This is a genomic window from Pseudomonas sp. P8_241 (assembly GCF_034008315.1).
Classification (GTDB): domain Bacteria; phylum Pseudomonadota; class Gammaproteobacteria; order Pseudomonadales; family Pseudomonadaceae; genus Aquipseudomonas.
The window spans coordinates 148109-173363 of the sequence record NZ_CP125377.1; the positions used below are offsets into that span (position 1 = coordinate 148109).

The 25255-nt window shown below is 53.3% G+C and carries 18 protein-coding genes; 7 read left to right on the forward strand and 11 right to left on the reverse strand.

The annotated features are described in order from the left end of the window. Positions 1-506 precede the first annotated feature (506 nt). From QMK58_RS00655 to QMK58_RS00670, 4 genes are read left to right on the forward strand one after another with little or no spacing between them, the layout of a single operon-like run. Entirely contained in the window at positions 507-1655 is a 1149-nt protein-coding gene (locus QMK58_RS00655) for an AI-2E family transporter (RefSeq protein WP_053164036.1), read from the forward strand. Between the two features lie 14 nt (positions 1656-1669). Further along, positions 1670-3178 (forward strand): efflux transporter outer membrane subunit, encoded by a 1509-nt coding sequence (locus tag QMK58_RS00660; protein WP_053164038.1) that lies wholly within the window; start codon positions 1670-1672, stop codon positions 3176-3178. Beyond that, positions 3175-4293 carry an HlyD family secretion protein gene (locus QMK58_RS00665; RefSeq protein ID WP_053164041.1) on the forward strand — a complete coding sequence of 373 codons (1119 nt, stop codon included), beginning with the start codon at positions 3175-3177 and terminating at the stop codon, positions 4291-4293. Before QMK58_RS00660 ends, QMK58_RS00665 begins: the two co-directional genes overlap by 4 nt. Further along, positions 4283-5320, forward strand: coding sequence for a DUF2955 domain-containing protein (locus QMK58_RS00670; protein ID WP_053164043.1), 1038 nt, complete (start codon positions 4283-4285; stop codon positions 5318-5320). The genes QMK58_RS00665 and QMK58_RS00670 overlap by 11 nt, the downstream gene beginning before the upstream one ends. 400 nt (positions 5321-5720) lie before the next feature. Here the strand turns inward: QMK58_RS00670 and QMK58_RS00675 are convergent, their stop codons facing one another. Next, positions 5721-6077 (reverse strand): 4-fold beta flower protein, encoded by a 357-nt coding sequence (locus QMK58_RS00675; protein ID WP_320395757.1) that lies wholly within the window; start codon positions 6075-6077, stop codon positions 5721-5723. Positions 6078-6638: 561 nt separating this feature from the next. Between QMK58_RS00675 and QMK58_RS00680 the strand changes: the two genes are divergently transcribed. Next, entirely contained in the window at positions 6639-7556 is a 918-nt protein-coding gene (locus tag QMK58_RS00680; RefSeq protein WP_320395758.1) for a helix-turn-helix transcriptional regulator, read from the forward strand. 772 nt (positions 7557-8328) lie between these two features. Here QMK58_RS00680 and QMK58_RS00685 read toward each other — a convergent pair. Together QMK58_RS00685 and QMK58_RS00690 are read right to left on the reverse strand one after the other, a co-directional pair. Continuing rightward, entirely contained in the window at positions 8329-9216 is an 888-nt protein-coding gene (locus QMK58_RS00685) for a reverse transcriptase family protein (protein ID WP_320395759.1), read from the reverse strand. Positions 9217-9783: 567 nt separating this feature from the next. Beyond that, entirely contained in the window at positions 9784-10638 is an 855-nt protein-coding gene (locus tag QMK58_RS00690) for a hypothetical protein (protein ID WP_320395760.1), read from the reverse strand. 223 nt (positions 10639-10861) lie between these two features. Between QMK58_RS00690 and QMK58_RS00695 the strand changes: the two genes are divergently transcribed. Further along, on the forward strand, positions 10862-11995 hold the full coding sequence (locus QMK58_RS00695; RefSeq protein WP_320395761.1) for an IS630 family transposase: 1134 nt from the start codon (positions 10862-10864) through the stop codon (positions 11993-11995). A 650-nt stretch (positions 11996-12645) separates the two neighbouring features. Here the strand turns inward: QMK58_RS00695 and QMK58_RS00700 are convergent. Continuing rightward, positions 12646-15444 (reverse strand): tetratricopeptide repeat protein, encoded by a 2799-nt coding sequence (locus tag QMK58_RS00700; RefSeq protein ID WP_320395762.1) that lies wholly within the window; start codon positions 15442-15444, stop codon positions 12646-12648. Between the two features lie 206 nt (positions 15445-15650). Here QMK58_RS00700 and QMK58_RS00705 point away from each other — a divergent pair, with 206 nt between their 5' ends. Then, the gene (locus tag QMK58_RS00705; protein WP_320395763.1) at positions 15651-16664 is read left to right on the forward strand and encodes an AAA family ATPase; all 1014 of its coding nucleotides are present in this window, start codon (positions 15651-15653) and stop codon (positions 16662-16664) included. A gap of 15 nt (positions 16665-16679) precedes the next feature. Here the strand turns inward: QMK58_RS00705 and QMK58_RS00710 are convergent. From QMK58_RS00710 to atpD, 7 genes are all read right to left on the reverse strand, one after another. Continuing rightward, positions 16680-17830, reverse strand: a protein-coding gene (locus QMK58_RS00710) for an IS3 family transposase (RefSeq protein ID WP_320394926.1) whose coding sequence is annotated in 2 segments (ribosomal slippage) — positions 16680-17596 and positions 17596-17830 — 1152 coding nt in all. Because the reading frame shifts where the segments join, the coding sequence is not laid out codon by codon here. Between the two features lie 117 nt (positions 17831-17947). Beyond that, on the reverse strand, positions 17948-18805 hold the full coding sequence (locus QMK58_RS00715; RefSeq protein ID WP_320395764.1) for a TnsA endonuclease N-terminal domain-containing protein: 858 nt from the start codon (positions 18803-18805) through the stop codon (positions 17948-17950). A 293-nt stretch (positions 18806-19098) separates the two neighbouring features. Continuing rightward, on the reverse strand, positions 19099-20931 hold the full coding sequence (gene glmS, locus QMK58_RS00720) for a glutamine--fructose-6-phosphate transaminase (isomerizing) (RefSeq protein WP_053164045.1): 1833 nt from the start codon (positions 20929-20931) through the stop codon (positions 19099-19101). A 1-nt stretch (position 20932) separates the two neighbouring features. Then, on the reverse strand, positions 20933-21709 hold the full coding sequence (locus QMK58_RS00725) for a DeoR/GlpR family DNA-binding transcription regulator (RefSeq protein ID WP_053164047.1): 777 nt from the start codon (positions 21707-21709) through the stop codon (positions 20933-20935). A 201-nt stretch (positions 21710-21910) separates the two neighbouring features. Next, complete coding sequence (gene glmU / locus QMK58_RS00730) at positions 21911-23278, reverse strand: bifunctional UDP-N-acetylglucosamine diphosphorylase/glucosamine-1-phosphate N-acetyltransferase GlmU (RefSeq protein WP_320395765.1); 1368 nt, start codon at positions 23276-23278, stop codon at positions 21911-21913. 111 nt (positions 23279-23389) lie between these two features. After that, on the reverse strand, positions 23390-23815 hold the full coding sequence (locus QMK58_RS00735; protein ID WP_007969909.1) for a F0F1 ATP synthase subunit epsilon: 426 nt from the start codon (positions 23813-23815) through the stop codon (positions 23390-23392). 45 nt (positions 23816-23860) lie between these two features. Continuing rightward, on the reverse strand, positions 23861-25240 hold the full coding sequence (gene atpD, locus QMK58_RS00740) for a F0F1 ATP synthase subunit beta (RefSeq protein WP_008045671.1): 1380 nt from the start codon (positions 25238-25240) through the stop codon (positions 23861-23863). Positions 25241-25255: the final 15 nt, after the last annotated feature.

Here is a 25255-nt window from a genome sequence, read left to right on the forward strand (position 1 = left end):
TTTTTTCAGACAGTGCTCAACGACACAGTTGGCCATACAACCATTAAATAAATCAACGAGCTACCTGAGCTCCCAGCCAGTCGACAACGACAACCGGGATTTCCAAGGGCCAAAAAGTACCAGGGAAAAACTAACAGGGGATTTTTGATAATTATTGAGGGTGATTTTCTTGCAGGCGGGTATGCCTTTCGCAATCATCCGAAATTGCCCGTTGGCTGGCCTTCGGCCCGGAAGAAAAACCAGCCAGGTCAGCATCGCAGACACGGGAATCATGATTTCTGCTTGTCGACAGGCAGAAAACAAGACTGGTCCTATACTAAAAAACAGCCTTAGACCTATTGAACTTCAGTAGGTGCCATTTTTTAGTTTCCTTACATGAAATCCAACCCTCTTGGTCGTTAATGTCTGGACGGATGTACATCCTTTTGCTTTCCGGTTGATTGGTCAGGGATGTGTCGAAAGTTCAACTAGATGGCTAAGCCTGTGACACCGCGAGGAGTTCGACAATGTTGCGCACAAACATTTCCGCTAGGGCACTGTCCGGTGGCTTGCTGGATGTACTGATTCGCGCCGGGTTAATCGCCGTACTGGTGCTGTTCTGCTTCCAGATCTTCAACCCCTTCCTCAACCTCATGCTCTGGGCACTGATCCTGGCGATTACCCTGTATCCCCTGCATAACATGGTCAAGGGCAAGCTGGGCAACAAGGATGGCCGCGCTGCCACACTGATCGTGGTGGTCGCCGTGGGCTTGCTGATGGTGCCGATCTACTTGCTGGGCACTTCAATCAGTGAGTCGGTCGAAGGTGCGCTGGTGATCCTGAAGTCCGATACCTTACAAATCCCCCTGCCAAGCGAGAAAATCGCGTCCCTGCCGCTCATTGGCAAGCCGCTGTATACCTACTGGATGCAGGCTGCCACGGACATGGGCAGCGTACTGATGAAGCTGATGCCTTACATCAAATCCATCGGCCTGGGCCTGCTGGGCAAATTGGCGGATGTGGGCGTAGGTTTTCTGTTGTTCATCGCCGCCCTGATCATTGCCGGTGTACTGATGGCCTACGGCGAAAACGGTGAACGTAGCGCCCTGGCCATCACCTCGCGTCTTTCCGGACCGGAACGTGGCCCGCGCATCACCGAACTGTGCACCGCTACCATCCGTGCGGTCGCTCAGGGTGTAGTAGGTATCGCATTCATCCAGATGCTGGCAGTGGGTGTGGGCTTCGTGCTCATGGGTGTACCCGGGGCCGGGTTGCTGGCCATGGTTGCCCTGTTGATGGGGATCATGCAATTGCCGGTGCTGCTGGTGACCATTCCGGTGATCGCTTATGTCTTCGCCGTCGAAGGTACGACCCTGGGCACGATCATATTTTGTATCTATAGCCTGATCGCCGGGATGGCCGACAACGTTCTCAAGCCGTTGATGCTGGGACGTGGCGTCGATGTGCCCATGCCGGTGATTCTGATTGGCGCACTGGGCGGTATGGTCAGTGGTGGCTTTATCGGTTTGTTCATCGGGCCGGTTGCACTGGCGGTGGGCTACCAACTGTTCTGGCAATGGGTCGATGACAAACCCCAGGTCGAGGTCGAGGCTGTGACCGAGACCGAGACCGAGACACCGCAAATCGAGGCAATGAAAGATCAACATCCGGTCTGAGGAGTTTGCCTTTGATGCCTTGCCTTGCTCGCATCAATCGGTTGCTCCTGTGTGGCACCGCCGTCCTCGGTGGCTGCGTACAGCTGGGCCCGGACTTTCAGTCGCCGGCCCAGCCGTGGGTGGAACACTGGAACACCCCGGCCCTGGAGCTCGCCAACCAAAAGCACGCGCAACCTGACAGCCGTCAATGGTGGCAGGTGTTTGCCGACCCGGTGCTGAACCAGTTGATTGCCGAAGCGGATGCCCACAACGCCGACCTGCGGGTTGCGGGTCTGCGGGTGATGGAATCCCGCGCACAACTGGGTATCGCCCAGAGCGGTCGCTTTCCGCAACTGCAACAGGCCAGCGCCGACAGCCTGTATCTGGATCGCAATCAATCAGGGGGAACGAACCCTCAGGACACGAATTTCTGGCAACACAGCGCCGGTTTTGATATCGGCTGGGAGCTGGATTTCTGGGGCCGTTTCAGTCGTGCCATCGAGTCAGCCGACGCGTCCTGGTTTGCCGCGCAGGCCAACTATGAAAACGTCCTGGTGCTGTTGCACGCGCAATTGGCGCAAACCTACTACGCCTTGCGCACCGCCGAAGCGCGCCTGAACATCGCCCGCAGCAACGCCAAACTGCAAAAACGCAGCTATGAGATCACCGAGCGCTTGTTCAAAAGCGGGGCCGAAGCCGAGCTCGACCTGCAACAGGCCAAGACGCAGTACCTGGGCACTCTGAGTACCATTCCCGATTTCGAGAGCCAAGTGGCAAGTTTTCGCAATGCCTTGTCCACCCTGGTCGGCCGTCCACCCGGCGCATTCCCTGAACTGAACAACAACACCGGACTGGTGCCGCTGCTTGGCACGGCCATCTTGCAGGATGTCCCCGCCAACTTGCTGGTACGACGCCCGGACGTTCGCGCAGCCGAGTTACAAGTGGCGGCACAGTCGGCGCTGATCGGTGTTGCCGAAGCCGACCTGTACCCCTCGATCAGCCTGCTGGGCAGCATCGTCTGGTCCACCAGTTCACTCAAGGGCGCTTCCGATACCCTCGACCTGGTGGGGGGGCCGAGCTTTCGCTGGGATATCTTCGACCATGGCCGAATCACCAACAATGTTCGCGTGCAGGACGCACGCCTGCAGCAGTTGATCGTCGTTTATCAGGACAGCGTACGCCAGGCCGCGCGCGAGGCTGACGATGCCGCGACTGGTCTGATCAAGGCGCTGGAGCGCGACCGTATCCTCGCCGAAGCATCGATCGCCGCCGACCGTTCGGTGACTCTGGCCAATGCCCAATACCGCGAAGGCTACTCGGATTTCCAACGCGTGCTCGATGCCCAGCGCGCCTTGTTCGCCCAGCAAGATATCTATCTGGTCAACCGTGGCACCGCCGTGAACAACTTGATTGCCCTCTACAAGGCATTGGGCGGTGGCTGGTACAGCGACCAGCCAATGATTGATTCAGCGACCCGCCAACAGATGCAGCAACGAACCGATTGGGGCGATCTGCTCGACGAACCGAAGGAAGCTACCCCATGACTGACAGCTCACAATCGGCCGACGTGAACACCACGGCGCCCGCTGCAGACCCGGCCAAAAAAGCGGTCAACTGGGTGGTGCTGCTGATCCTCCTGAGCCTGATCTGGTATCTGTTGGCCGATCGCTACACGCCCTATACGCAGCAGGCCCGGGTGCAGGCTTTTGTGGTGCCGGTGGCGGCGGAAGTGTCCGGCCGGGTGACCAAGGTGCACGTTCGCAACAATAAGGACGTCAAGGCCGGCGAATTGCTGTTTGAAGTCAATCCGCAGCAGTACCAGATCGCGGTTGATCGCGCCCGCTCCGACCTCGAGACGACTCGGCGGCAGGTAGGCGCCAACACCGCAGGCGTTGACTCCAAGCAAGCCTCCTTGCGCGCAGCCCAAGCCAACGAGCTCAAGGCTCGCCAGGACATCCAGCGGCTCGAACGCCTGTACAGCGAAGATCCTGGCACCATTTCCCTTCGTCGTCTGGAAATTTCCCGCGCCACATTGACAGAATCCACTAGCCAGGTCGCCGCCGCCAAGGCCGAAGTGCAACGCGCGCGAGAAACACAGGGTGGTAGCGAAGACGAAAACGCCCAGTTGCTCAGCGCCGCCAGCAACCTGGAGAAAGCCGAACTGGACCTGAGCAATACCAGGATCCACGCCCGCTCGGCCGGCTTGATCACAGATCTGCGTACTGATGTCGGCCAATTCGCCGCCGCTGGCGCCCCGGTGATGACCCTGATCGCGATCCACGATGTCTGGGTCAGCGCCGACATGACCGAAAACAACCTGGGCGACGTCAAGCCGGGCACACCGGTGTCGATCGTCCTCGACTCCCTGCCAGGGCAAATTTTCAAAGGCCATGTCCGCAGCGTCGGCTATGGCGTCGATACCGGCTCGACCACTCCGCCCGGTAGCCTGCCGACAGTGGAGAACAGCCGCGATTGGCTGCGCCCGGCCCAGCGGTTTCCGGTCATCATTGAATTCGACCCCGGTGAGTTGACCGGCCCGCAGGGCATCCGCGCCGGTGGCCAGGCAGAAGTCATGGCATTCCCGAGCGACAACGGTCCGTTGAATTGGCTGGGCCGCCTGTTCCTGCGATTCATGAGCTGGCTGTCCTATGCCTATTGAACGCTCGCCCCGTGCACAGCGCGCCCTGCGCCTTGGTTTCGGCACGGCGCTGTGCCTGGCGGCGAGTTATGGACTGGCCCTGCCCATCCCATTCCTCGCCCCGATGCTGGCGATGATGATGCTGGCAGCAATGAACCGGCCATTGCCGTTCAAGGCCAGCCTGGGCCTGATCCTGATACTCATGTTGACCACCGGGAGCGGCCTGCTCCTCATACCCCTGCTGCGGTATTACCCGGTCGGTGGAGTGTTGCTGGTCGGGCTCTGCCTGTTCATGGCGTTCGGTTATGGCTTGCGTGGCGGAAACCCGCTGGTGGCGACTTTTCTGGTAGTGGGTCTGACGTTGATCAGTTCGTCAGGGACTGCTGAATTCAACCTGGCGTTGGAAGTGATCGTCGCCTTGGTCAAGGGACTATTCCTGGCCGTCACGACGCTGACGATCTGCCATTGGCTCTTTCCAGACCCCGCCAGTGCCCCCGCCGCCAAACCTGAACCGACCCTCACACCCACCGAAAGCGGTTGGCTGGCACTGCGCGCCACATTAGTGGTGCTCCCGGCCTTTCTGTTGGCCATGGTCGACCCGGCCAGCTTTATGCCGATCATCATGAAGGCCGTCGGTCTCGGCCAGCAAAGCTGCGCGACCAACGCCCGCAACGCCGGCCAGGAACTGCTCGGCTCAACCCTGCTGGGTGGCCTGATGGCGATCCTGTTCTGGTGCGCGCTGAGCCTGTTCGTCAACTTGTGGATGTATTTTCTGTGGATGCTGCTGTTCGGTTTAGTGGTGGCTCGCAAGCTCTATGGACTGGCCGTCACGCGGCAACCGCCGAGTTTCTGGCTCAACAGTCTGGCGACGCTGATCATTCTGCTGGGCCAATCGGTGCAGGACAGTGCAGCGGGCAAGGATGTCTATACCGCCTTCGCCATCCGCATGGGCTTGTTCATTCTGGTTACCCTGTATGCCTGCGCGATGGTCTATTTGCTTGATACGCGGCGGATGCGGCGTCAGGCTGGCGGGCTTGCTGAGAAGTGAAAAACCCCCGCTCCCAATAATGCTGTCCGATCCCCTGTAGGAGCGAGCTTGCTCGCGATGGTCGTGAACGATGACGCTATCCTTCTGGATAACTTGTGTCGCTCTCAAGTTCATCGCGAGCAAGCTCGCTCCTACAAGAATATGAACACCACTCCCGGAAACGGGTGGTGCAGAACAAAATATTTTGACACCGATAGTTCAGCAAATACTGGGACAAACGGCTCAACAGGGAGGCCCCAGCTCGGCGGAAATTTTGACACCTCCCAGCCTATCCCACCAAACCGACCCTGATTTTCAACAATATATTTTGACAATAGTGGCAAGGGACTAACTCTTACTACAAAAGCATGACCTATACCTTACTGCTACCATTCGGGCGCTATCAGGCTGAGGCGGCTGCTCAAAGGAAGAATTGTTGCCCGGAGAGCTGCGACCAACTGTTGTTAAGTAGTGGCCGTAGGGGCTGGAGCTGCCGTAGCCCTTTGAGGGGTTTAAGCTGCTTAAGGCCTTTTAGAGGCTTCAACTGACGCATAGGCCTCATTGGGCCGCCATTAGCATTGCTGGAAAAAAATACTACTTGACCGTGATTGTCGCGTATCAATCCATTAGCAATACGGCCTAGATGCTGTCCCACGTATGAATACAGGGCGTCACCATGAAAATACCCAACTGGTCGCCCATCAAAACTAAAAAGATGGACATTGTCATCGGTATAGATGGTCGGAGTGCCGTTTCGATCGTAAAAATCCTGGCTCATGGGAGTGATCCATTCTAATGGGAATACAGGGCATCAATTGATGCCCTGAGTCGAGTGGACGGCCTATTAAGCCGCTTTTGGGCGAAGAACAATGCGGAACGGCTGGCCGTTCGCACGTCGTATCACCTTTCCAGACTTAGTGCGGATGGTCATACGGTAAATGACCTCCCCTTCCTCGTCCGGCTTTTCGAACATCTCTTGCTGGGACATAGTCGTCTCTCACAGAGATAGGCTCGAACACAAACTCGCTCCCTTGCGAACGGTACCCATTGAGGCTACCATCACAACGCTTTTCCTGAAGCGCGAGAGACATCTGGAGCCTGTTCAGACGTCTTTTCCCAAAAGCCGATCAAGTTCGTACCTTGGTCGGCTTTTCTATTTCCTGGTCTCAAACTTCCACTACAAATCTCCATTAGAGATTTGCTAGCATGCTCATAAAGAGCATGAGGCCAATCCATAATTTAATACTATCATCATCATTTTGATCACGTCAACCCATCATGTGTTATCCTCGACACATGAATGATTGGTTGCACCCGTTGACGACCGAACGGAGAAAACATGATTGACCTCAGCGATTACAGCAAGGCACAGCAGGAGCGCTTAGCCTTCATAGACTTCCGCCTCTATTTTTTGGGAGTCGTATCGCGCTCGGATCTAATGGAACGCTTTGGAGTGGCTTCAGCAGCAGCCACACGCGACTTTGCGCTCTACCGTGAACTCGCCCCGGAAAACACTGAGCTTGATCCGGTTAGTAAGCACTATGTTATTCGTGAGCAGTTCGTGCCTCAGGTAATACATGCTTCCGAACGCGTATTAGTGACTCTGTCGCAAGGATTCGGGGATGGCGTAGATTCAGGGGAAGGCTCACTGATTCGACACGAATCAGTGTCGTTGCTGAGTCGCCCTAAGATCGAAATCCTCGCGCCTATCACGCGTGCAATTCGCCTTGGGCAAGTGGTAAGAATCGAGTACACGTCGAAATCGGGGCCTTCAACGCGAGAGATTGTTCCGTTTGCTATCGGTTGTGATGGGCTCCGTTGGCATGCTCGCGCATTTGATCGCAAGAGCGGAAAATTTGCAGATTTCGTATTCACTAGGATGAGCAGCGCTGAGGTTGTTATTGGGGAAAAGCCTCTAGCTGCAGAGAGTTGGTCGAATGATGATCAGTGGAATCGAATGCTGGACCTCCCTATAGTCCCCCATCCTGACAAAGATTCAGCCGAGCTAGTTATTCGCGATTTCGGGATGGAAGATGGAGTCATGCGGCTTCGTGTGCGTGCAGCGATGGCGGGCTATGTCCTGCAGCAATACCACGTTGATTGCTCACCTGATCACAGCATCAAGGGTCTAGCTTATCGGTTATGGTTAAGCGACCCGCTGGCTCTCTATGGTGTCGAGAGCGCAATCTTTGCACCTGGATATACGAAGCCTTCAAATAGCAGTGCGTCTCCATTGCGTGGAACCCAGAGTACCTAGAGATAGTCTTGTAAGTGCCGCTGTTCGTTGGAGTTTTGACTCGCAAACCTCGTCAAATTCCACGCAAAAAAAACCGCGCCTAGCGCGGTTTTTTTATCAGTAACCTGAGAACTCAATCTCTTGTGCGCTTGGCTTTCTGACAAGCTGAAGTACCATAAACTCGTCATGGCTGGCGTCCTTTGCTTGGCGCGTTGGCCGGGTTTGCTGAGTATTAAGCACAGCGCATATCTCGCGTAATTGAGGCATAGGTTTCCGCTGGACGGGGGCTGAGGAGCTCCCAATCTGACTCCATCATTCTCACTTACGAGCCAGAGTCCCGTCTGTGCCAATTAACGATTTATTCCAATCGCCTACTCCCCACTTAACCACCCCTGTACGCGGATGCGTACCATCGGTGTAAACTTGAGAACAAAGCCTACCCGAGTCGGGAGCGATTTCTTCTCTAGGGCCAACTAGTAGCCCTGCCGGCGAAGGTAGGGGGTTGCCGAGTTTATGTGCAAGCGAGGTGCTGCTCGCGACGACATATCTGGCCGGAGAAATTGCACTAAGTGCTTCTAAAAAAAGTTTCCAGGTGCATCAGCAGATCAAATATCAACATTGGCAGGTTGTGGCGTCGCAACAGTTTATCGGGTGAAAAAAGAACTTATAAATAAGGTGTAAAAGGTATGGAATCTAAAAGCTTGAAAGTATTAGCAAAGCGATCTAAAGCATAATTTCAATTGCGCGATATAACAGATAACAGTCGAATACTATTTTTATAGCTCAAGCGAAACTACACAAATGCACTGATAATCTGCTCATCAACAAGTCCGAGAAAATCTTGATGGCATTTACTCAGGTAAGCTTTCTTCACCTTCGCATAATTGTTTTCAGGTTCGATTTGGAGAAGATAATTAATTCGGCCTATTAAACGCTCATAAATTAATGGATCAAAATCTGGCAGCCGCGCTAGACTACCAATATTTTTCTCCAACTCATAAATCTGAGCCCTGAGCTTTCTCTTAAATGATTTCGGAGCCCTAACTTGGCCAGAAGATATTGAGACGCCCGTTACAATCTTTTTCCTACCAGCCAACTTTAACTGCGTTTTTTTATGATTTAGATGAAAATCATACTCCAATAAAATCTCACCTACCAATGACGCCAAATCCCTAGGTATAAACTCCCCTGAAAATGCCAGATCGTCTGCATAACGAGAATATTTTAAACCAAAAAAATTTGCCAGTCCGGTAAGTCTGACATCTATCGGGCTGAACACTAAATTACTAAGTGCGGGACTTGTACATGCGCCCTGTGGAAGGCCATTATCCAAGATACAAATAAGAGAAGTATAAAAACACACATCAGCTTTAGCCCCATTTCTCTGAAGAGCTTCGAAGACCATTTGCCTAGAAATACTAGGAAAAAAGTTCTTTATATCAAGCTTCAATAACTCACTACCATTAACATGAATACGAGCATGATCAATCGCGCTCTTACCCTTCACATATGCATAGGCAGAGGAATTAGCCTCAAAAGGAAAAAACAAATTATTCAGAATATTGCTCTGTATAATCGCTAAGGAAGGGTATGGAGAACTTATTGTCCTAGTTCCACCACTTTTTTTTGGAATTTTGAATTCTCTATAGAAGTTCGATGGGCTTGCTATAATACGTGACAATACAGAAAGCTCCTCCTCGGTGGAAATACCAAGGAGCATATGTACGTGCGAATCTATCTGCATAGAAAACCTAAGTAGTGTTGAAGGCCGACCCTACCAGCTTGCTCTTTTCACTTAAATTCATTCACGTAGTGAATGGATTTAACTCTATCGAGGAGCGAGCGAAGCGAGTGGAGCGATAGAGTTGAATTCATTCGTGGCTAAAATCAGCCTGAATGATAAAGGCGGATACACCTTCGATTACTAGAGCCGACCCCAACGCGGGCATTATACATAACGATGTGCTCCGGTCAAGGTTCTAGGAGTGTACTCATCCAACACACTAGGCCGTTGAGTTTTACGGAGCCTGTTTAGCAACGCGATCTTAGCATTAGATAGATCTGGTGAAAGTCTAACGCTTCGACCCTCCCTAACAATTAAATCATTACGGATCATAAAATCCATGACTTCTATAATTAGCAGAGGGGAGACGCCATACTGAAAGTGAAAATCATAAATTTCGTGCCACTTCCGATCAGAAATAAATTCAATAAACTCTTTAAGCGCTGTTCTTTTTGAGCTCATTGATCAGCCCGCTCGACTCAAGAGGGTTTTAAAGCTATCCCCACTTTTCAACTTTGCCCACCAAAACACAGGGAAGACATTGTTAGGGCAATTATCATTTGCTACGCAGTACAGCGCTTCACTTTGGGAAAACCCTAAGCTGAAGTCTTTTAATTTTTTATTTTTATAGTTTTCGTGCAGTTTCTGCTCCAGCCCAAGCATAAGTAGCTTATATTCATCAGCCACTTTAGCCTCATACTTGTCTGAAATAGCTCGATCTAGAGATATTGCTGTAAATACTTCGAGTCCGGTTTCATCCGCAATCCGATCGCATCCAAACCGCATACCTGCTACAGACATATAATAAAGAGTAAAATCTTCAACTCCAATTGCCGAAAGGTTTTTGGCCAGCCATTTTGCCTTTGCGATTAGCTTTCCACCGCTACCAATGAAGTCATCAAAAAGCACGACGAGGTCACCGTTCTGTATATGCTTCACCCCACTAGGAATGCTAGGTAACATCCGAAGGTGCCAATCATCACAAGGATCTAACTTATTCTTAAGCTTTTGCATGGCTGCTACAGAGCCATCAATTTCCTTATCGTTACAGGCTGCAACTATCCACGTGGTTTCTGGACTCAACCCCCAAGCTGTGATTTTAGCACTGAGATCTCTGTATGCCTTTCGCTCTTTTTCCGAGTCCAGGATCACAAATTCTTTTATCAGCTCTTTCAAAAATACTTGTTCGCTTCGATGATCACAGATATTCCACAGATCTGTAAATTCATCTAAATACGCTCTGACCCAAGTCTGAGCCTCAACTATTTCAAACATGTCATATAATACATCCGCTGAGACTTTTGTTGCGACCAAGCTCAAAGAAAGCTCCTTGCAAAATAAATATTTGCCTGAGGATGAAGCGCTAAAATCACACTAAAAAAATCTACTACCGCCTTTCACGTCAAGCATAATTCAAAGATAATTTGATATCAACAACAATGAACCACCTTTGAAAGTTTTATACTGGTGTCGTGAGCGGTTAGTTTATTTTCTAACGTACAACGATATACCGTGCCCCCCTCGCCCCGAGATGGTTCCAGGCATGCCTCGTCCAATTGCTCCCTTTGCACTGCAGCCCGCCGACGTTCTTACGCTTCAAGGTTGGCTGCGCATGAGTACGCTGGAGCAGAGCCTTGCTCAGCGGGCGCGGATACTGCTTTTGCTCAATGAAGGGGTGACGCCCATTGCCATCTGTGGGCAGTTACTGATCACGACACCGACCGTGTTCAAGTGGCGAAAGCGTTATCTGGAGTCGGGCATCGATGGCCTGAACCACCTGCCGCGTAGCGGTCAGCCTTTGAAGCTGGGTGCTGAGAAAGTCAAAGAAATCCTGACCCTGACAACGCACCGGGTTCCCAAGGAAGCAACGCACTGGAGCGTCCGGTTGATGGCCAAGTACGCTCGCGTTACCACCTGGCAAGTCCGGCAGATATGGGCTGCGTCGGATCTCAAGCCGCACCGACTGAAAACATTCAAGGTCAGCAACGATCCGCACTTCGCTGAGAAGGTCATCGATGTGGTCGGGCTGTACCTGAGCCCTCCGGACAACGCCATGGTGCTGTCGCTTGACGAGAAAACTCAGATCCAGGCGCTGGATCGTAATCAGCCAATGCTGCAACTTCGGCCTGGGCAGATCGAGCGGCGAACCCATGATTACAAGCGCCATGGCACGGCGAGCTTGTACTCCGCGTTCGACATCATGACCGGTGAAGTAATGGGCCGGATTACCCAGCGGCACCGGGCCAAGGAGTTCCTGGATTTCCTCCGGCAGATTGATAAGAACACGCCTGCCGAGTTGGACCTCCATGTGATCCTGGATAACAGTTCGACCCACAAAACCCCAGCGATCAAGGCCTGGCTGGAAAAACATCCGCGCTTCAAGCTGCACTTCACGCCGACCAGTGCGTCCTGGCTAAAAGCGGTGGAAGGCTGGTTTTCACAGCTGGAGAGACGCGCACTGTATCGAGGTGTCTTCACCAGTGTTACTGATCTGAAAGTCGCGATCCGCCAGTTCATTACTGCTCATAACGAGCATTCAGCCAAGCCGTTCAAGTGGACAAAGACCGCAGCGGCCATCATCAGCTCGGTACATATGGCAAAGCTCACATGGATCGATTCTTTTGCTAACACGGCAGGATCCTCAAGCGCCTTCCGACGCACCGGGCGAGAGAGATAGAGCATCTTCTTCCGCATAAGTGGCAGTTGGTTTAATCACGCAAGACATTATGCCTGGCGCATACCCCCATCCTATAGCCGACGCCAATTTCTTTACCTCGGCTCTACTGAATGAGGCACGCTTTGCCAGCTCTATAAAGACCTCCATATCGGATGCATACCTGGTGATAAGGAGGTTTCGCATTACAAAGGAAGTAAGTGACTCATCAGATCGTATTTGCAAGAGCATCGGAAACGCCGGTGCATTGGTGCCAATTTAGGAACCGGGCGGGAGAAGCCTGTCGCGACATCAATGGAGCCAGCGAGCGCTCCCCTGTGCTGCGACAGTTTTAATTAGCTAGCGACAGTTTAGATTCTTTAAATCAAGTTGGTGCCAAACAAAATATTCTGACACTAGCGGTTCAGCAAATTCTGGGCGAAACCAACCAACAGAATACGTCGGCTGACGTGAGTATTTTGACACCGAAGAAGCAATCTCACCAAGCCGGTACTAATTTTCGACATATGTTTTGACACCGCCCTCTATGTACATCGAGTGTACTGAGAGGTCGCAACGAAAGCCCTCAGCAATCTGCAAAAGCACTGTTCAAGCAAGCGTGTACAAAAAATGTAGAAAGCCAAAGACGCTAGGGCACCAACGAAACCAGTAATTCACGCTTCTGAGCCACGGAGTTCGTAAATAATTTCTTGTGCGATCGCAATGCTGCGCTCCGCTCTATGTCGATGTTGCAGACTCAGTTGGGGTAACGCGCATTGATACTCTTGAATCGCTCGATCTAGATACTGAGTATCTGCTTCGCGCTCCCCAAGGAAAAGAAATGCATTGCCTAGTGAAAGCTTAGTCCTTCCCCAAGCTGCTCTCCCGCGATCGAGGGTTCTAACTAGTAAGGCATCTTGATATGCTCTAATAGCTGCCTGAAGGCTCACAGAACCATCTTCGTGTTCAGCGAGGCTTAGAAAGGCGTTACCAAGGTTGTGCTTTATCAAGGCCCAATCCCAAGGTGCTAGCTCGTGCGAGAGCTTATCTAATGCTTTTTCATAAGTTTGCTTGGCCTTCAATATCTTTTCAGGGCTATTCTCACGCTCACCGATTTCGAGGAGAACGTTACCCAAAGAGCTCATGGTGCTTGCCCAGCGGTTCAACCCGCGCAGCGGTGTCCGCTCCTGCAGCGCGAGCTCGAAGGCCTTGTTCGCTTGAGTCAACATCGCGATATCGCCTTCCAGCTCTCCGATTTTCCAGCATGCTACGCCTAAATTATGCTGTGTTGTGGCCCACTCCAAAGGTGCTGAATTACGCGCACGTCCCGATAATGAAGCTTGAAAGGCGTCAATCGCTTCCCTTATCAAATCTGTATTTCCTACACGCTCACCTAAAGTCAGGAGCGCAGCGCCCAAATCGCTCTGCGATGTAGCCCAAAGAAATGGCGTGACCTCAAGCGTGCGCTTTTGCAATGCGGCTCGGTGAGCGTTGACTGCCGCTCGAAGGAGTTCGTCGTTCCCCTCTCGTTCACCGGTTATCCGTAAAACAGTACCCAAATTATTCTTTGCCATTGCCCACACAAGAGAAGAGCCTTCAAGCGCTGGCTCCTCAAGTGCGACTCTGAGAGATTGGGCCGCTTCGTGAAGCTGACCAGGATTAGCTTCACGCTCACCAATAGCCAACAGCACAGCGCCTAGATTGGCACGCACCTCAGCAATCTCTAGAGGAAGATTCTCCTGTACAAAAACTGACAGCACTGCTTGATAAATCCTTACCGCCTCAACAAATCTATCGCTGCTATTTTCACGACGCCCCAAGATCTGCAATACGTTGGCCAAACCGTTCTGGGCCATAGCCCAATCAATGGGCATAGCGGTTTGGAAGCTGTCGTCTAACGCCTCTCGAAAAACTTCCTCCGCTCGCAGAAGTAAATCTTTGGATGGTGCTCGCTCGCCAAGTCGCGCAAAGGACTTACCCAGCCAACACAGGGCCTCACCACTTTCGCGACTGTCACCCGCTTGCTCGACTCTCTTACGCGCCAGAGCTACCGCCACATCCAGGAGGAAGTTAACGTCATGCATCTCACCTTCCTGAAAGTAGTGCACAAATCGTAATCGGTATTCTTCGCTCATGACGGGGCAATCTGGGTGCTCAATTCCCAGTAATTTTTCCTCAGCGTCTGCAACTCGCTCGGGGGCGTGGGCTACAGCTCCATGCTTAATCGATAGCTCGAGTAGCTGCTTTCGTTGACGCTTTGCAATCTCACGCTCACACTCCTCGCGCCGGTCAAGTTCTGCAAGGGCTTGATCAATAGTTCGCGATCCTTGATCAATCTGGCCTGTTTCAATTGATCGGATTACGCTGGCATGGGCATCATCTAGAAATCGATCTTTATAAAGGTCGGTACCACCCTTACTAATTATGTCTAGAGCAGCACACACGGCGTATTCAATTTCTTGTACTGCACGTGGAAAATCTATTAGCTCGTCAGGAAGCAGAAGCTGTGCCTGATCAATAATAATTTGATGTGCTCTCGGATCCTGGTTGCCTCCAAGTTTTTTGTAAACCTCTGCCAAGAGCAACTCAAGCCGAGCCACCTTTGTATCAACTTGTTTTACCGCCCCCGTATTCTGATCGATTTTTGCGTTTAAGCCGTTCAGTTCGAGAATCAGTTTTTCGAAACCTGACGCCAAAGCTGTATCGACACGACCTAGCCACTCCCCAAGTCCACTCCCATCTGGCGTGACATCTAAAGACTCAAGCAGTTGATCAAACTGCCTCTCCTGCCCCTCCAACAACTTCAAACACTGCTGGCCCAGCTCAATGCCAAGGTTACTAAACGCAAGCTCAAAAGCGCTTCCCGCTTGTGGGTAACGTTTGGGATCCTGAATCAACTCCGTGAAGACGATAAGAACCATATCTCCAAAGCTATACATAGACCCGCCGCCAGGAGCAATCAAACCTCGCTCAGCTATGTGCTGATACGGGCCTGGTATGTCGCTTAACTCGCAACCCAGTATGTCTGCAGTGATCTTTTGAAATGCTTTGGATATCGCTAAGCCGGTATCCACTTGCTCACCTGTCAAAGTAGCAGGGGTTTTACTAATAACCTTTTGCAAATGCTGATCGATCGGTGAATCAGAAAGAGGAATAGTTCGATCGAAGGCGGCGTAACGGAGTGCTTTCAGCCGCTTACGCAGTACAGGTGAGAAATTTTCGACGTCTAAAGCTTTGGACATCCAATCGGGTGATGCACAAGCATCCTTTGCTGATTTATCAACCTTTAGGGCAGCCTCAATCCATGCCAAACGCAGCGCACGTTTCAGGTCGTCATTGGCTCCCAGCGTGGCAAAGATATTAAAATCGTTAAACCTCGCCTTCACATTTTTTTTAAACTTTTCAGGCAGAAGCCCGGCAATCTTAGGCAGGTTCCCTAGCATTACTCGAAGTAACTGTTGACCAAATTCCATGCTTCCCCTCCATTGTCAGCTCATTAACATATCGGCCAAACGTGACGCATGCAAAGCCGATTCAGACACGCGCCCCCAAAATGGCCACCAATTGCGGGAAGGGCTACTCCGAATCTCTCCTATATTGACTACTTCGGGGGTCGGCATGGCTCGACTGCTGGAAAGGAAATTTTCTCTGTTAGCTCGTTCAGTCCAAAGGAAATGTGATGAGAGTAGCGATCTTGGATATCCAAAATTTCCGCGGTATCCGTGCAGGAAGCGTTCACTTTAAAGACCATCCTGTGCTGATCGGGGCTAACAACACCGGCAAAACTACGGTGATAGAGGCACTGACGCTTCTTCTAGGAAGGGAGCGGATGATCAGGGAACTCACGGAACATGACTTTTACGGTTCAGATCCCCAGCCTGCCGACCGAATAAAGCTTGTAGCCACAATCACAGATTTTCCTTCCGAAGACCCTTATCAGAATACCGATTGGTTTAGAGACGGCAGAGGCGTGCCTAAATGGTTGGACGAAGCCAACGGTACGATCAGCGCGGTTCGAACCGAGGAGGCATCGAAGCTATGCTGCCAAATTGGCGCTCAAGCTTATTTCGACCGCGACTCGCTCTCGGTCGAGATGGTTCGTTACTTCCACGATCACGATAGTCCGATGGATCCCTTCGCCGACGACTCGCCCGTGGGCGTTCCTCCACGCTTGATAAAAGAAATTGGGTTTTATCTCGTGCGAGCGAGCCGTACCTGGGACAAGGTTTTTACATGGGGGAGTGAGCTTTTCCGGCGTACGCTGCAAGCAGCCGCAGCCCAACCGTCCGAAGCCATTTTAGCTGAGCGCGATCGGCTCAGGCGTCCGGAGGCCCCAATCGAGAACGATGATCGAATTTCACCGCTGATCCAGAACGTCAACGCTGAGTTAGCGAGATGCATACCGAACGCACCCCATGTTCAACTGCGGGTGACGAGTACTGATAGTCGATCACTCCTCGACTCTGTCGCAGCACATTTCGCTGTAGTCGGAGGACTGGGCGTACCCGCCGCCAGACAGGGCAGCGGCTTGGTTTCACTGCAAGGTTTGTTACTACTACTGGAACTAGGTCGAGGACGTGCAGCCGCAGGTGAAGGATTTCTAATGGCCTTAGAGGAGCCCGAGCTTCACCTGCCCCCAGCAGGTCAGCAACAGCTGGTACAACGAGTGCAAGCACTTTCGACCCAAACCTGAATCGCCCCGGATTCTCTAGACACCTTGCAAGCTCATTGCGTAACGCTTTTCAAACTCTACCGGCGACAGCTGATTGTTGAAACCATGACGACGTTTTGCGTTGTAGAACATCTCGATGTAATCGAACACATCACTACGAGCATCTTCCCGCGTGGTGTAAATTTTCCGCTTGATCCGTTCCCGTTTCAGAAGCTGGAAAAAGCTCTCGGCCACGGCATTATCATGACAGTTGCCTCGGCGACTCATGCTGGCAACCAAATTGTTCGCCTTCAAAAAGCTGCGCCAATCGGAGCTGCTGTACTGGCTACCTTGGTCGCTATGAACCATTACCTCTTGTTTCGGTTTACGCCTCCAAACCGCCATCAATAACGCATCAATAGCCAAATCACTGGTCATCTGAGACTTCATTGACCAGCCTACAACCTGACGAGAAAACAGATCCAGCACCACAGCCAAGTACAACCAGCCTTCATATGTACGAATGTAGGTGATGTCGGTGACCCAAACCTTGTTGGGTTCCACGACATCGAACTGGCGCTTCAGCAAATTGGGTGAGGCGACCGCTGGCTTACCGCCGTACTTTCCAGGGCGACGTCGATACCCTGTCTGAGAGCGCAGACCTTCAAGACGCATCAGCCTCGCTACACGATGGCGACCACAGTCTTCACCGACCTCGCGCAGATCGTCATGGATTTTGCGATAGCCATAAACGCCGCCACTTTCCAGCCATGAATGCTTGATCAAACCCAGCAGTCGTTGGTCGTCTTTGGCGCGTGCAGATTGCGGCTCAGACAACCAGGCGTAATACCCACTGGGGTGGACTTTCAGCGTCAGGCAAAGCCGTCGTATGGAATAGTCATCTGCTCGCTGCTTGATAAAGGCGTACTTCAACCGCACTCCTTGGCAAAGTACGCGGCGGCCTTTTTTAAGATGTCTCGCTCTTCAGTAACCCGCTTGAGTTCTGCTCGCAGACGACGCAGTTCAGCGTGCTGATCATCGTCCTGCTGCCGTTCTTCTTGAGGTTTGCTGTAGCGCTTTATCCAGGCGTAGAGGCTATGCGTCGACACGCCAAGACGGGCCGCTACATCAGCGACAGGCAGCTTCTTTTCGGTCACTTGATTGACCGCTTGGATTTTGAATTCTTCGGGGTAACGCGGGTTGCTCATGGCACCTCCTAATTGGCCTCAGTTTAAGGCAAAGAGGTGTCTACGAAACCCGGGGCGATTCATAGCTTGGGTTCGGTTACTGCCTCAAGGACATCATTCTTACCAAGATATGCCATATCAACCGACCTTCAGTTCGTGGCCATTATCGCTGGAGGGCCATACGACTTCGATTTGAGGCAACGAGCTCTTCATTGAAAGCCGTTCCGCTGCCAGCTCCAAGAGGATGTTTTTGTGCCAAACCAGATGCATGAACATGGCCTTGGTGTCGGTGTAGGGGATGAACAATGCGCCCGCTATATGGCGCAACACACGGTCAAGTGGCCATGGATACTCACGCACACGAGTGATCTCCTCTAGAAACGACTCGATCAGTGGACGTTGCTGAAGATGTCGTTGGAGGGTCGCTGATTTACGTAACCAGTCAAGGTTCTGGATCAGAGTGGCAGGGAGGTCTTTCTCGGTAACGATGTTCCAGTCCACCCCTTGACCGGACCAATAGGCTCGTTCGATCTCAAACTTTTCCAGGGTACGTTCAAGTCCTTTGTCTGCCTTAAGCGACTCGGTGTATTTGAGCGTACGAGCCGCTAAGCGCGTGCTTCCATCTGGCTGTTTGATGGTCAGCAGAAAGTCCGTCGTCATCACGAAAGGCACTTTGGTACCTGGATAAACGGGATAGCGAATATTCAAAGCAAGGGCAATCGACTGAACCGCCGATTGCGGAAGGATGGGAAATTGCTCCCGAATATCCACCACATCAGAGGAAAACTCGGCTACGAGCAAATACCCGTATTCAAGATCAGACAGTAGGTGATGAAGCCGATCAACTTTTACTCCATGAACCTTGCGCGACCGACCATGCGATGGAACGTCTTGCACACGCAACCACGGCAAATACAGCTCGTGACTTCCTTGCCCAAAGCCTTTTTCGATATGCCGATCAATATCGGACTGCGTCTTGAAGCTACGACCACGCAAGCCAACCTCCCATGCCTTCTGCGGCCTCCACATATCCTCAAAAATGGAATGTGCACAAAAAGTGCTAGGAAAATATCAGCGCTGTGAATAAGTCTGAGTACCTGTACCAGACTACGCTTCTAGCAAGATCACAACCCAAAATCGGACATATGGTGGAGGACATAATAAAGAAAAGCCCCTGAAATCAGGGGCTTTAGGCATTGTGTCAAAATATCTTGTCTGGTGTCAGAATATTTTGTCTGGTGTCAAAATATTTTGTCAAAAACCAACGGGGGTTTTCGCCTGTGGATAACTTATTCCACAGTCACCGACTTCGCCAGGTTGCGCGGCTGGTCAACGTCGGTGCCTTTGAGCACGGCCACGTAGTACGACAGCAACTGCAGCGGGATGGTGTAGAGGATCGGCGACAGGATGTCGTGGATGTGCGGCATCTGTACCACGTGAGTGCCGTCACCATTGGTCATCCCGGCCTTCTCGTCAGCGAAGACGACAAGCTGGCCACCACGGGCGCGGACTTCCTGGAGGTTGGACTTCAGCTTCTCCAGCAGCTCGTTGTTTGGCGCTACGGTTACTACCGGCATGTCGTTATCCACAAGCGCCAACGGGCCGTGTTTCAGCTCACCGGCCGGATAGGCTTCAGCGTGGATGTAGGAAATCTCCTTGAGCTTGAGCGCCCCTTCCATCGCGACCGGGAACTGCGCGCCACGACCGAGGAACAGCGTGTGGTTCTTCTCGGCGAACAGTTCGGCAACTTTTTCCACGATGCTGTCCATCGCCAATGCCTCGCCAAGGCGAGTCGGCAAGCGACGCAGCTCTTCGACCAATGTAGCTTCGACACCTTTGGCCAGTGTGCCGCGAACCTGGCCCAGGGACAGCGTCAGCAACAGCAGGCCAACCAGTTGAGTGGTGAAGGCTTTGGTCGACGCCACGCCAATTTCACGACCGGCCTGGGTCAGTAAGGTCAGGTCGGACTCACGCACCAGCGAACTGATACCCACGTTGCAGATGGCCAGGCTGGCGAGGTAGCCCAGTTCCTTGGCGTTACGCAGCGCTGCGAGGGTGTCGGCGGTTTCGCCGGACTGGGAAATGGTCACGAACAGGGTGTCCGCCTGCACCACCACTTTGCGATAGCGGAACTCGCTGGCCACTTCGACCTGGCACGGGATGCCAGCCAGCTCTTCAAGCCAGTAACGGGCAACCATACCGGCGTGATAGCTGGTGCCGCAGGCCACGATCTGTACATTGCGCACTTTGGCGAACAACTCGGCCGCCTGTGGACCGAACGCCTGCACCAAGACTTGATTCTGGCTCAGGCGACCTTCCAGGGTGCGCTGCACCACGGCCGGTTGCTCGTGAATTTCCTTGAGCATGTAGTGACGGAACTCGCCTTTATCGGCAGCTTCGGCGCCGTCGCTGTATTGCACAGTCTGGCGCTCGACCGCTTGGCCGGTTACGTCCCAGATCTGCACGCTGTCGCGATGGATTTCGGCGATATCGCCTTCTTCCAGGTACATGAAGCGGTCAGTAACCTGACGCAGGGCCAACTGGTCGGACGCTAGGAAGTTCTCGCCCATGCCCAAACCGATCACCAGCGGGCTACCGCTACGCGCTGCAACCAGGCGATCCGGTTGTTGTGCGCTGATGACCGCCAGGCCGTACGCGCCATGCAGTTCCTTGACGGTTGCCTTGAGGGCTACGGTCAGGTCGCGCAGGTCTTTGAGCTTGTGATTCAACAGGTGAGCGATAACTTCGGTGTCGGTTTCCGATGTAAAGACATAACCCAAAGCCTTGAGTTGTTCGCGCAAGGCTTCATGGTTTTCGATGATGCCGTTGTGCACCACAGCCAGATCACCCGAGAAATGCGGGTGCGCATTGCGCTCGCACGGCGCACCGTGGGTGGCCCAGCGCGTATGAGCAATACCAAGGCGACCAACGAGCGCTTCTTCGGCCAACGCCTGATCGAGTTCGCTTACCTTGCCCGGACGGCGCAAGCGCTCGAGTTTTCCGTCGTTGGTGTAGACCGCCACGCCGGCGCTGTCATACCCACGGTATTCCAGGCGCTTCAGGCCTTCGACCAGGATGGCGGTGATATTACGTTCTGCGACAGCACCAACAATTCCACACATGCTATTTCTCCTGACTGACAGACGCGCAAATCAACGTGATGCCACGGGCCTGAATCTGATCCCGTGCCTCGATTGGCAGGCGATCATCGGTAATTAGGGTATGGACGCTGCTCCAGGGCAGTTCCAGATTGGGAATCTTGCGACCGATCTTGTCGGCCTCGACCATCACGACCACTTCGCGGGCAACTTCAGCCATAACCCGACTGAGCCCAAGTAATTCATTGAAGGTCGTTGTACCGCGGACCAGATCAATGCCATCAGCACCAATGAACAACTGGTCAAAGTCGTAAGAGCGTAGTACCTGCTCGGCCACCTGCCCCTGAAAGGACTCGGAATGCGGGTCCCAAGTGCCACCGGTCATCAACAGCACGGGTTCGTGCTCAAGTTCGCTCAAGGCGTTGGCGACGTGCAGGGAGTTGGTCATCACCACGAGGCCTGGCTGTTGGCCGAGTTCGGGGATCATTGAGGCGGTGGTACTGCCACTGTCGATGATGATGCGCGCATGTTCGCGGATGCGCTCAACGGCAGCGCGGGCAATGGCTTGTTTGTATTTTGAAACCGGCTGACCAAGGTCCGCGACCAGTTCCTGAGGCATGGGGATCGCACCGCCATACCGACGAAGCAACAGGCCGTTGGTTTCAAGTGCCGCCAGATCCTTGCGAATCGTAACTTCTGACGTTTCGAAACGCTTGGCCAACTCGTCCACACTGACTTCACCCTGCTCATTGAGCAAGGCGAGGATATTATGGCGACGCTGGGGTGTGTTGCGCTTCGACATGGCTTGATAAGTTTCGATTCGAAAGATAACGAAAGTAATAAAAGCCTATTGATGAAACTTCGTCAAGGTCGAGGCGACAAAAAGATCTGTGGATAACTTGTGGGAGTGAGCTTGCTCGCGAGGGACCGCATTGTTCTGGAAAATGCATCGCCTCCCAACTCATCGCGAGTAGCTCGTTCCTACACAAGCTCTGTGGATAACTTATGGTTTCTTGATCTTCTCTGGCCGCTTCCAGCCGTCAATGTTCTTCTGCCGCGCACGTCCTACCGCCAACTGGGATTTATCCACAGTCGACGTAATGGTTGAACCAGCCGCTGTGGTCGCACCGTCAAGGATATCCACAGGAGCCACCAACGAGTTGTTGGAGCCGATGAATACATCTTCGCCCAACACGGTTTTCCACTTGTTCACGCCATCGTAGTTGCAGGTAATGGTGCCGGCGCCGATGTTGGTGCGCGCGCCCACCTCGGCATCGCCCAGATAGGACAAATGGCCGGCCTTGGCGCCTTCGCCCAAGTGTGCGTTCTTCAGTTCAACGAAGTTACCCACATGGGCCCGTGCGTCGAGTACGGTGCCTGGACGCAGCCGTGCAAACGGGCCGGCATCGCTGCCTTCGCCCAGAATCGCACCATCGATATGGCTGTTGGCCTTGATGACCACGCCTTTGCGCAGGGTGCTGTCCTTGATCACACAGTTCGGGCCGATGACCACGTCGTCTTCGATAATCACTTTGCCTTCGAGGATCACGTTGATGTCGATCAACACATCACGACCAACGGTCACGTCACCACGAACATCGAAACGTGCAGGGTCACGCAGCGTTACACCTTGAGCCATCAAACGGCGGCCGGCGCGCAGTTGATAATGCCGTTCCAGTTCGGACAGCTGCTTTCGGTCGTTGGCGCCCTGCACTTCCATCGCGTCGTGGGGTTGTTCGGTAGCCACCGCCAGACCATCCTTGACCGCCATTTCGATCACGTCGGTCAGGTAATACTCGCCCTGGACGTTGTTGTTCGACAGACGGCCCGTCCAGTCAGCGAGGCGATCGGCAGGTACCGCGAGGATACCCGTGTTGCCTTCATTGATGGCGCGTTGAGCTTCGGTTGCGTCCTTATGCTCGACGATGGCAGCGACCTTGCCGTCAGCGTCGCGAACAATGCGGCCATAACCGGTCGCGTCATCCAGTTCAACGGTCAGTAGACCCATCTGGCCCGGTACGACATGTTTGAGCAGACGTTGCAGGGTTTCCACTTCAATCAACGGCACGTCACCGTAAAGAACCAGAACGGTATCCGCTTTGATAAAAGGAACAGCCTGGGCCACGGCATGTCCGGTGCCCAATTGCTTGTCCTGCAGAACGAAGTTCAAGTCATCTGCCGCCAGTCGCTCACGAACTGCATCGGCGCCATGACCGATCACTACATGAATGCGCTGTGGATCAAGTTGCCGAGCGCTGTGGATAACATGGCCAAGCATCGAGTTACCGGCAATCGGGTGCAACACTTTCGGCAAAGCCGAGCGCATGCGCGTGCCTTGGCCCGCAGCGAGGATAACGATTTCGAGAGACATGACTGGCTACCAATCCTGGGTGGTCAGCGACTGCGACCGGGTTAAAAATCGGAAAAGAAAAAAGGGTAGCCGAGGCTACCCTTTTTAATCAATCACACAACAAGCGCCGCCTTAGTGGCCGAACTTCTTGCGGATCTGCTGGACGGTGCGCAGCTGAGCTGCGGCCTCGGCCAGACGTGCGGCAGCAGAACCGTAATCGAACTCTGCGCCACGTTCATGCAAGGCCTTCTCGGCTGCCTTGACGGCTTCCTGAGCGGAGGCTTCATCCAGGTCGGCAGCACGTTGCACGGTGTCGGCAAGAACCTTGACCATGTTCGGCTGAACCTCGAGGAAACCACCGGAGATGTAATACACCTCCTCTTCCCCGCCCTGCTTGACCAGGCGGATCGGCCCTGGCTTCAGATTAGTGATCAGCGGCGCGTGACCCAGAGCGATACCAAGATCACCCAGTGCACCGTGCGCAATCACCATCTCGACCAGACCGGAAAAGATTTCCCCTTCCGCGCTGACGATATCGCAATGGACTGTCATAGCCATCTGATTGCCTCAACCTAAATTAGCGCCCGTTGCCGGGCGCCGGGATTACAGTTTCTTGGCTTTTTCGATCGCTTCTTCGATGCCGCCAACCATGTAGAACGCTTGTTCTGGCAGGTGGTCGTAGTCACCGTTGAGGATGCCTTTGAAGCCAGCAATGGTGTCTTTCAGGGAAACGTATTTACCCGATGCACCGGTGAAGACTTCAGCCACGAAGAACGGCTGCGACAAGAAGCGCTGGATCTTACGAGCACGGTTTACCAACTGCTTGTCGGCTTCCGACAGCTCGTCCATACCCAGGATCGCAATGATGTCCTTCAGTTCTTTGTAACGCTGCAGAACGTACTGAACGCCGCGAGCGGTGTCGTAGTGGTCCTGGCCGATTACGTTCGGGTCCAGCTGGCGCGAAGTCGAGTCGAGTGGATCGACCGCTGGGTAGATACCCAGGGAAGCGATGTCACGGGACAGAACGACGGTAGCGTCCAAGTGGGCGAAGGTGGTCGCTGGCGACGGGTCGGTCAAGTCATCCGCAGGTACGTATACCGCTTGGATCGAAGTGATCGAACCTTCCTTGGTCGAAGTGATACGTTCTTGCAGAACGCCCATCTCTTCAGCCAGGGTCGGCTGGTAGCCTACTGCGGAAGGCATACGGCCCAGCAGTGCGGATACTTCAGTACCGGCCAAGGTGTAACGGTAGATGTTGTCGACGAACAGCAGAACGTCGTTACCTTCGTCACGGAACTTCTCGGCCATGGTCAGGCCGGTCAGTGCTACGCGCAGACGGTTACCCGGCGGCTCGTTCATCTGACCGTAAACCAGTGCCACTTTGTCCAGAACGTTGGAATCCTTCATCTCGTGGTAGAAGTCGTTACCCTCACGAGTACGCTCACCCACACCGGCGAACACGGAATAACCGCTGTGCTCGATGGCGATGTTACGGATCAGTTCCATCATGTTTACGGTTTTGCCTACACCGGCACCACCAAACAGACCGACTTTACCGCCTTTGGCAAACGGGCAAACCAGGTCGATAACCTTGATGCCGGTTTCCAGCAGGTCGTTGCCGCCTGCCTGTTCAGCGAACGAAGGCGCTGGACGGTGAATGCCCCAACGCTCTTCAGTAGCGATAGGACCTGCTTCGTCGATCGGGTTGCCCAGAACGTCCATGATCCGGCCCAGAGTCGCTTTACCGACCGGTACGGAAATGGCTGCGCCGGAGTCGACAACGTCCAGACCGCGCTTCAAGCCTTCGGTGGAACCCATCGCAATGGTACGAACCACGCCGTCGCCCAGCTGCTGCTGAACTTCCAGAGTGGTCCCGGCCGCGCTTTGAACTGTCAGCGCGTTGTAGATGCTCGGTACGCTGTCGCGTGGAAATTCCACGTCGATAACGGCGCCGATGATTTGAACGATACGTCCGCTACTCATAGCTGGATCCTCTGA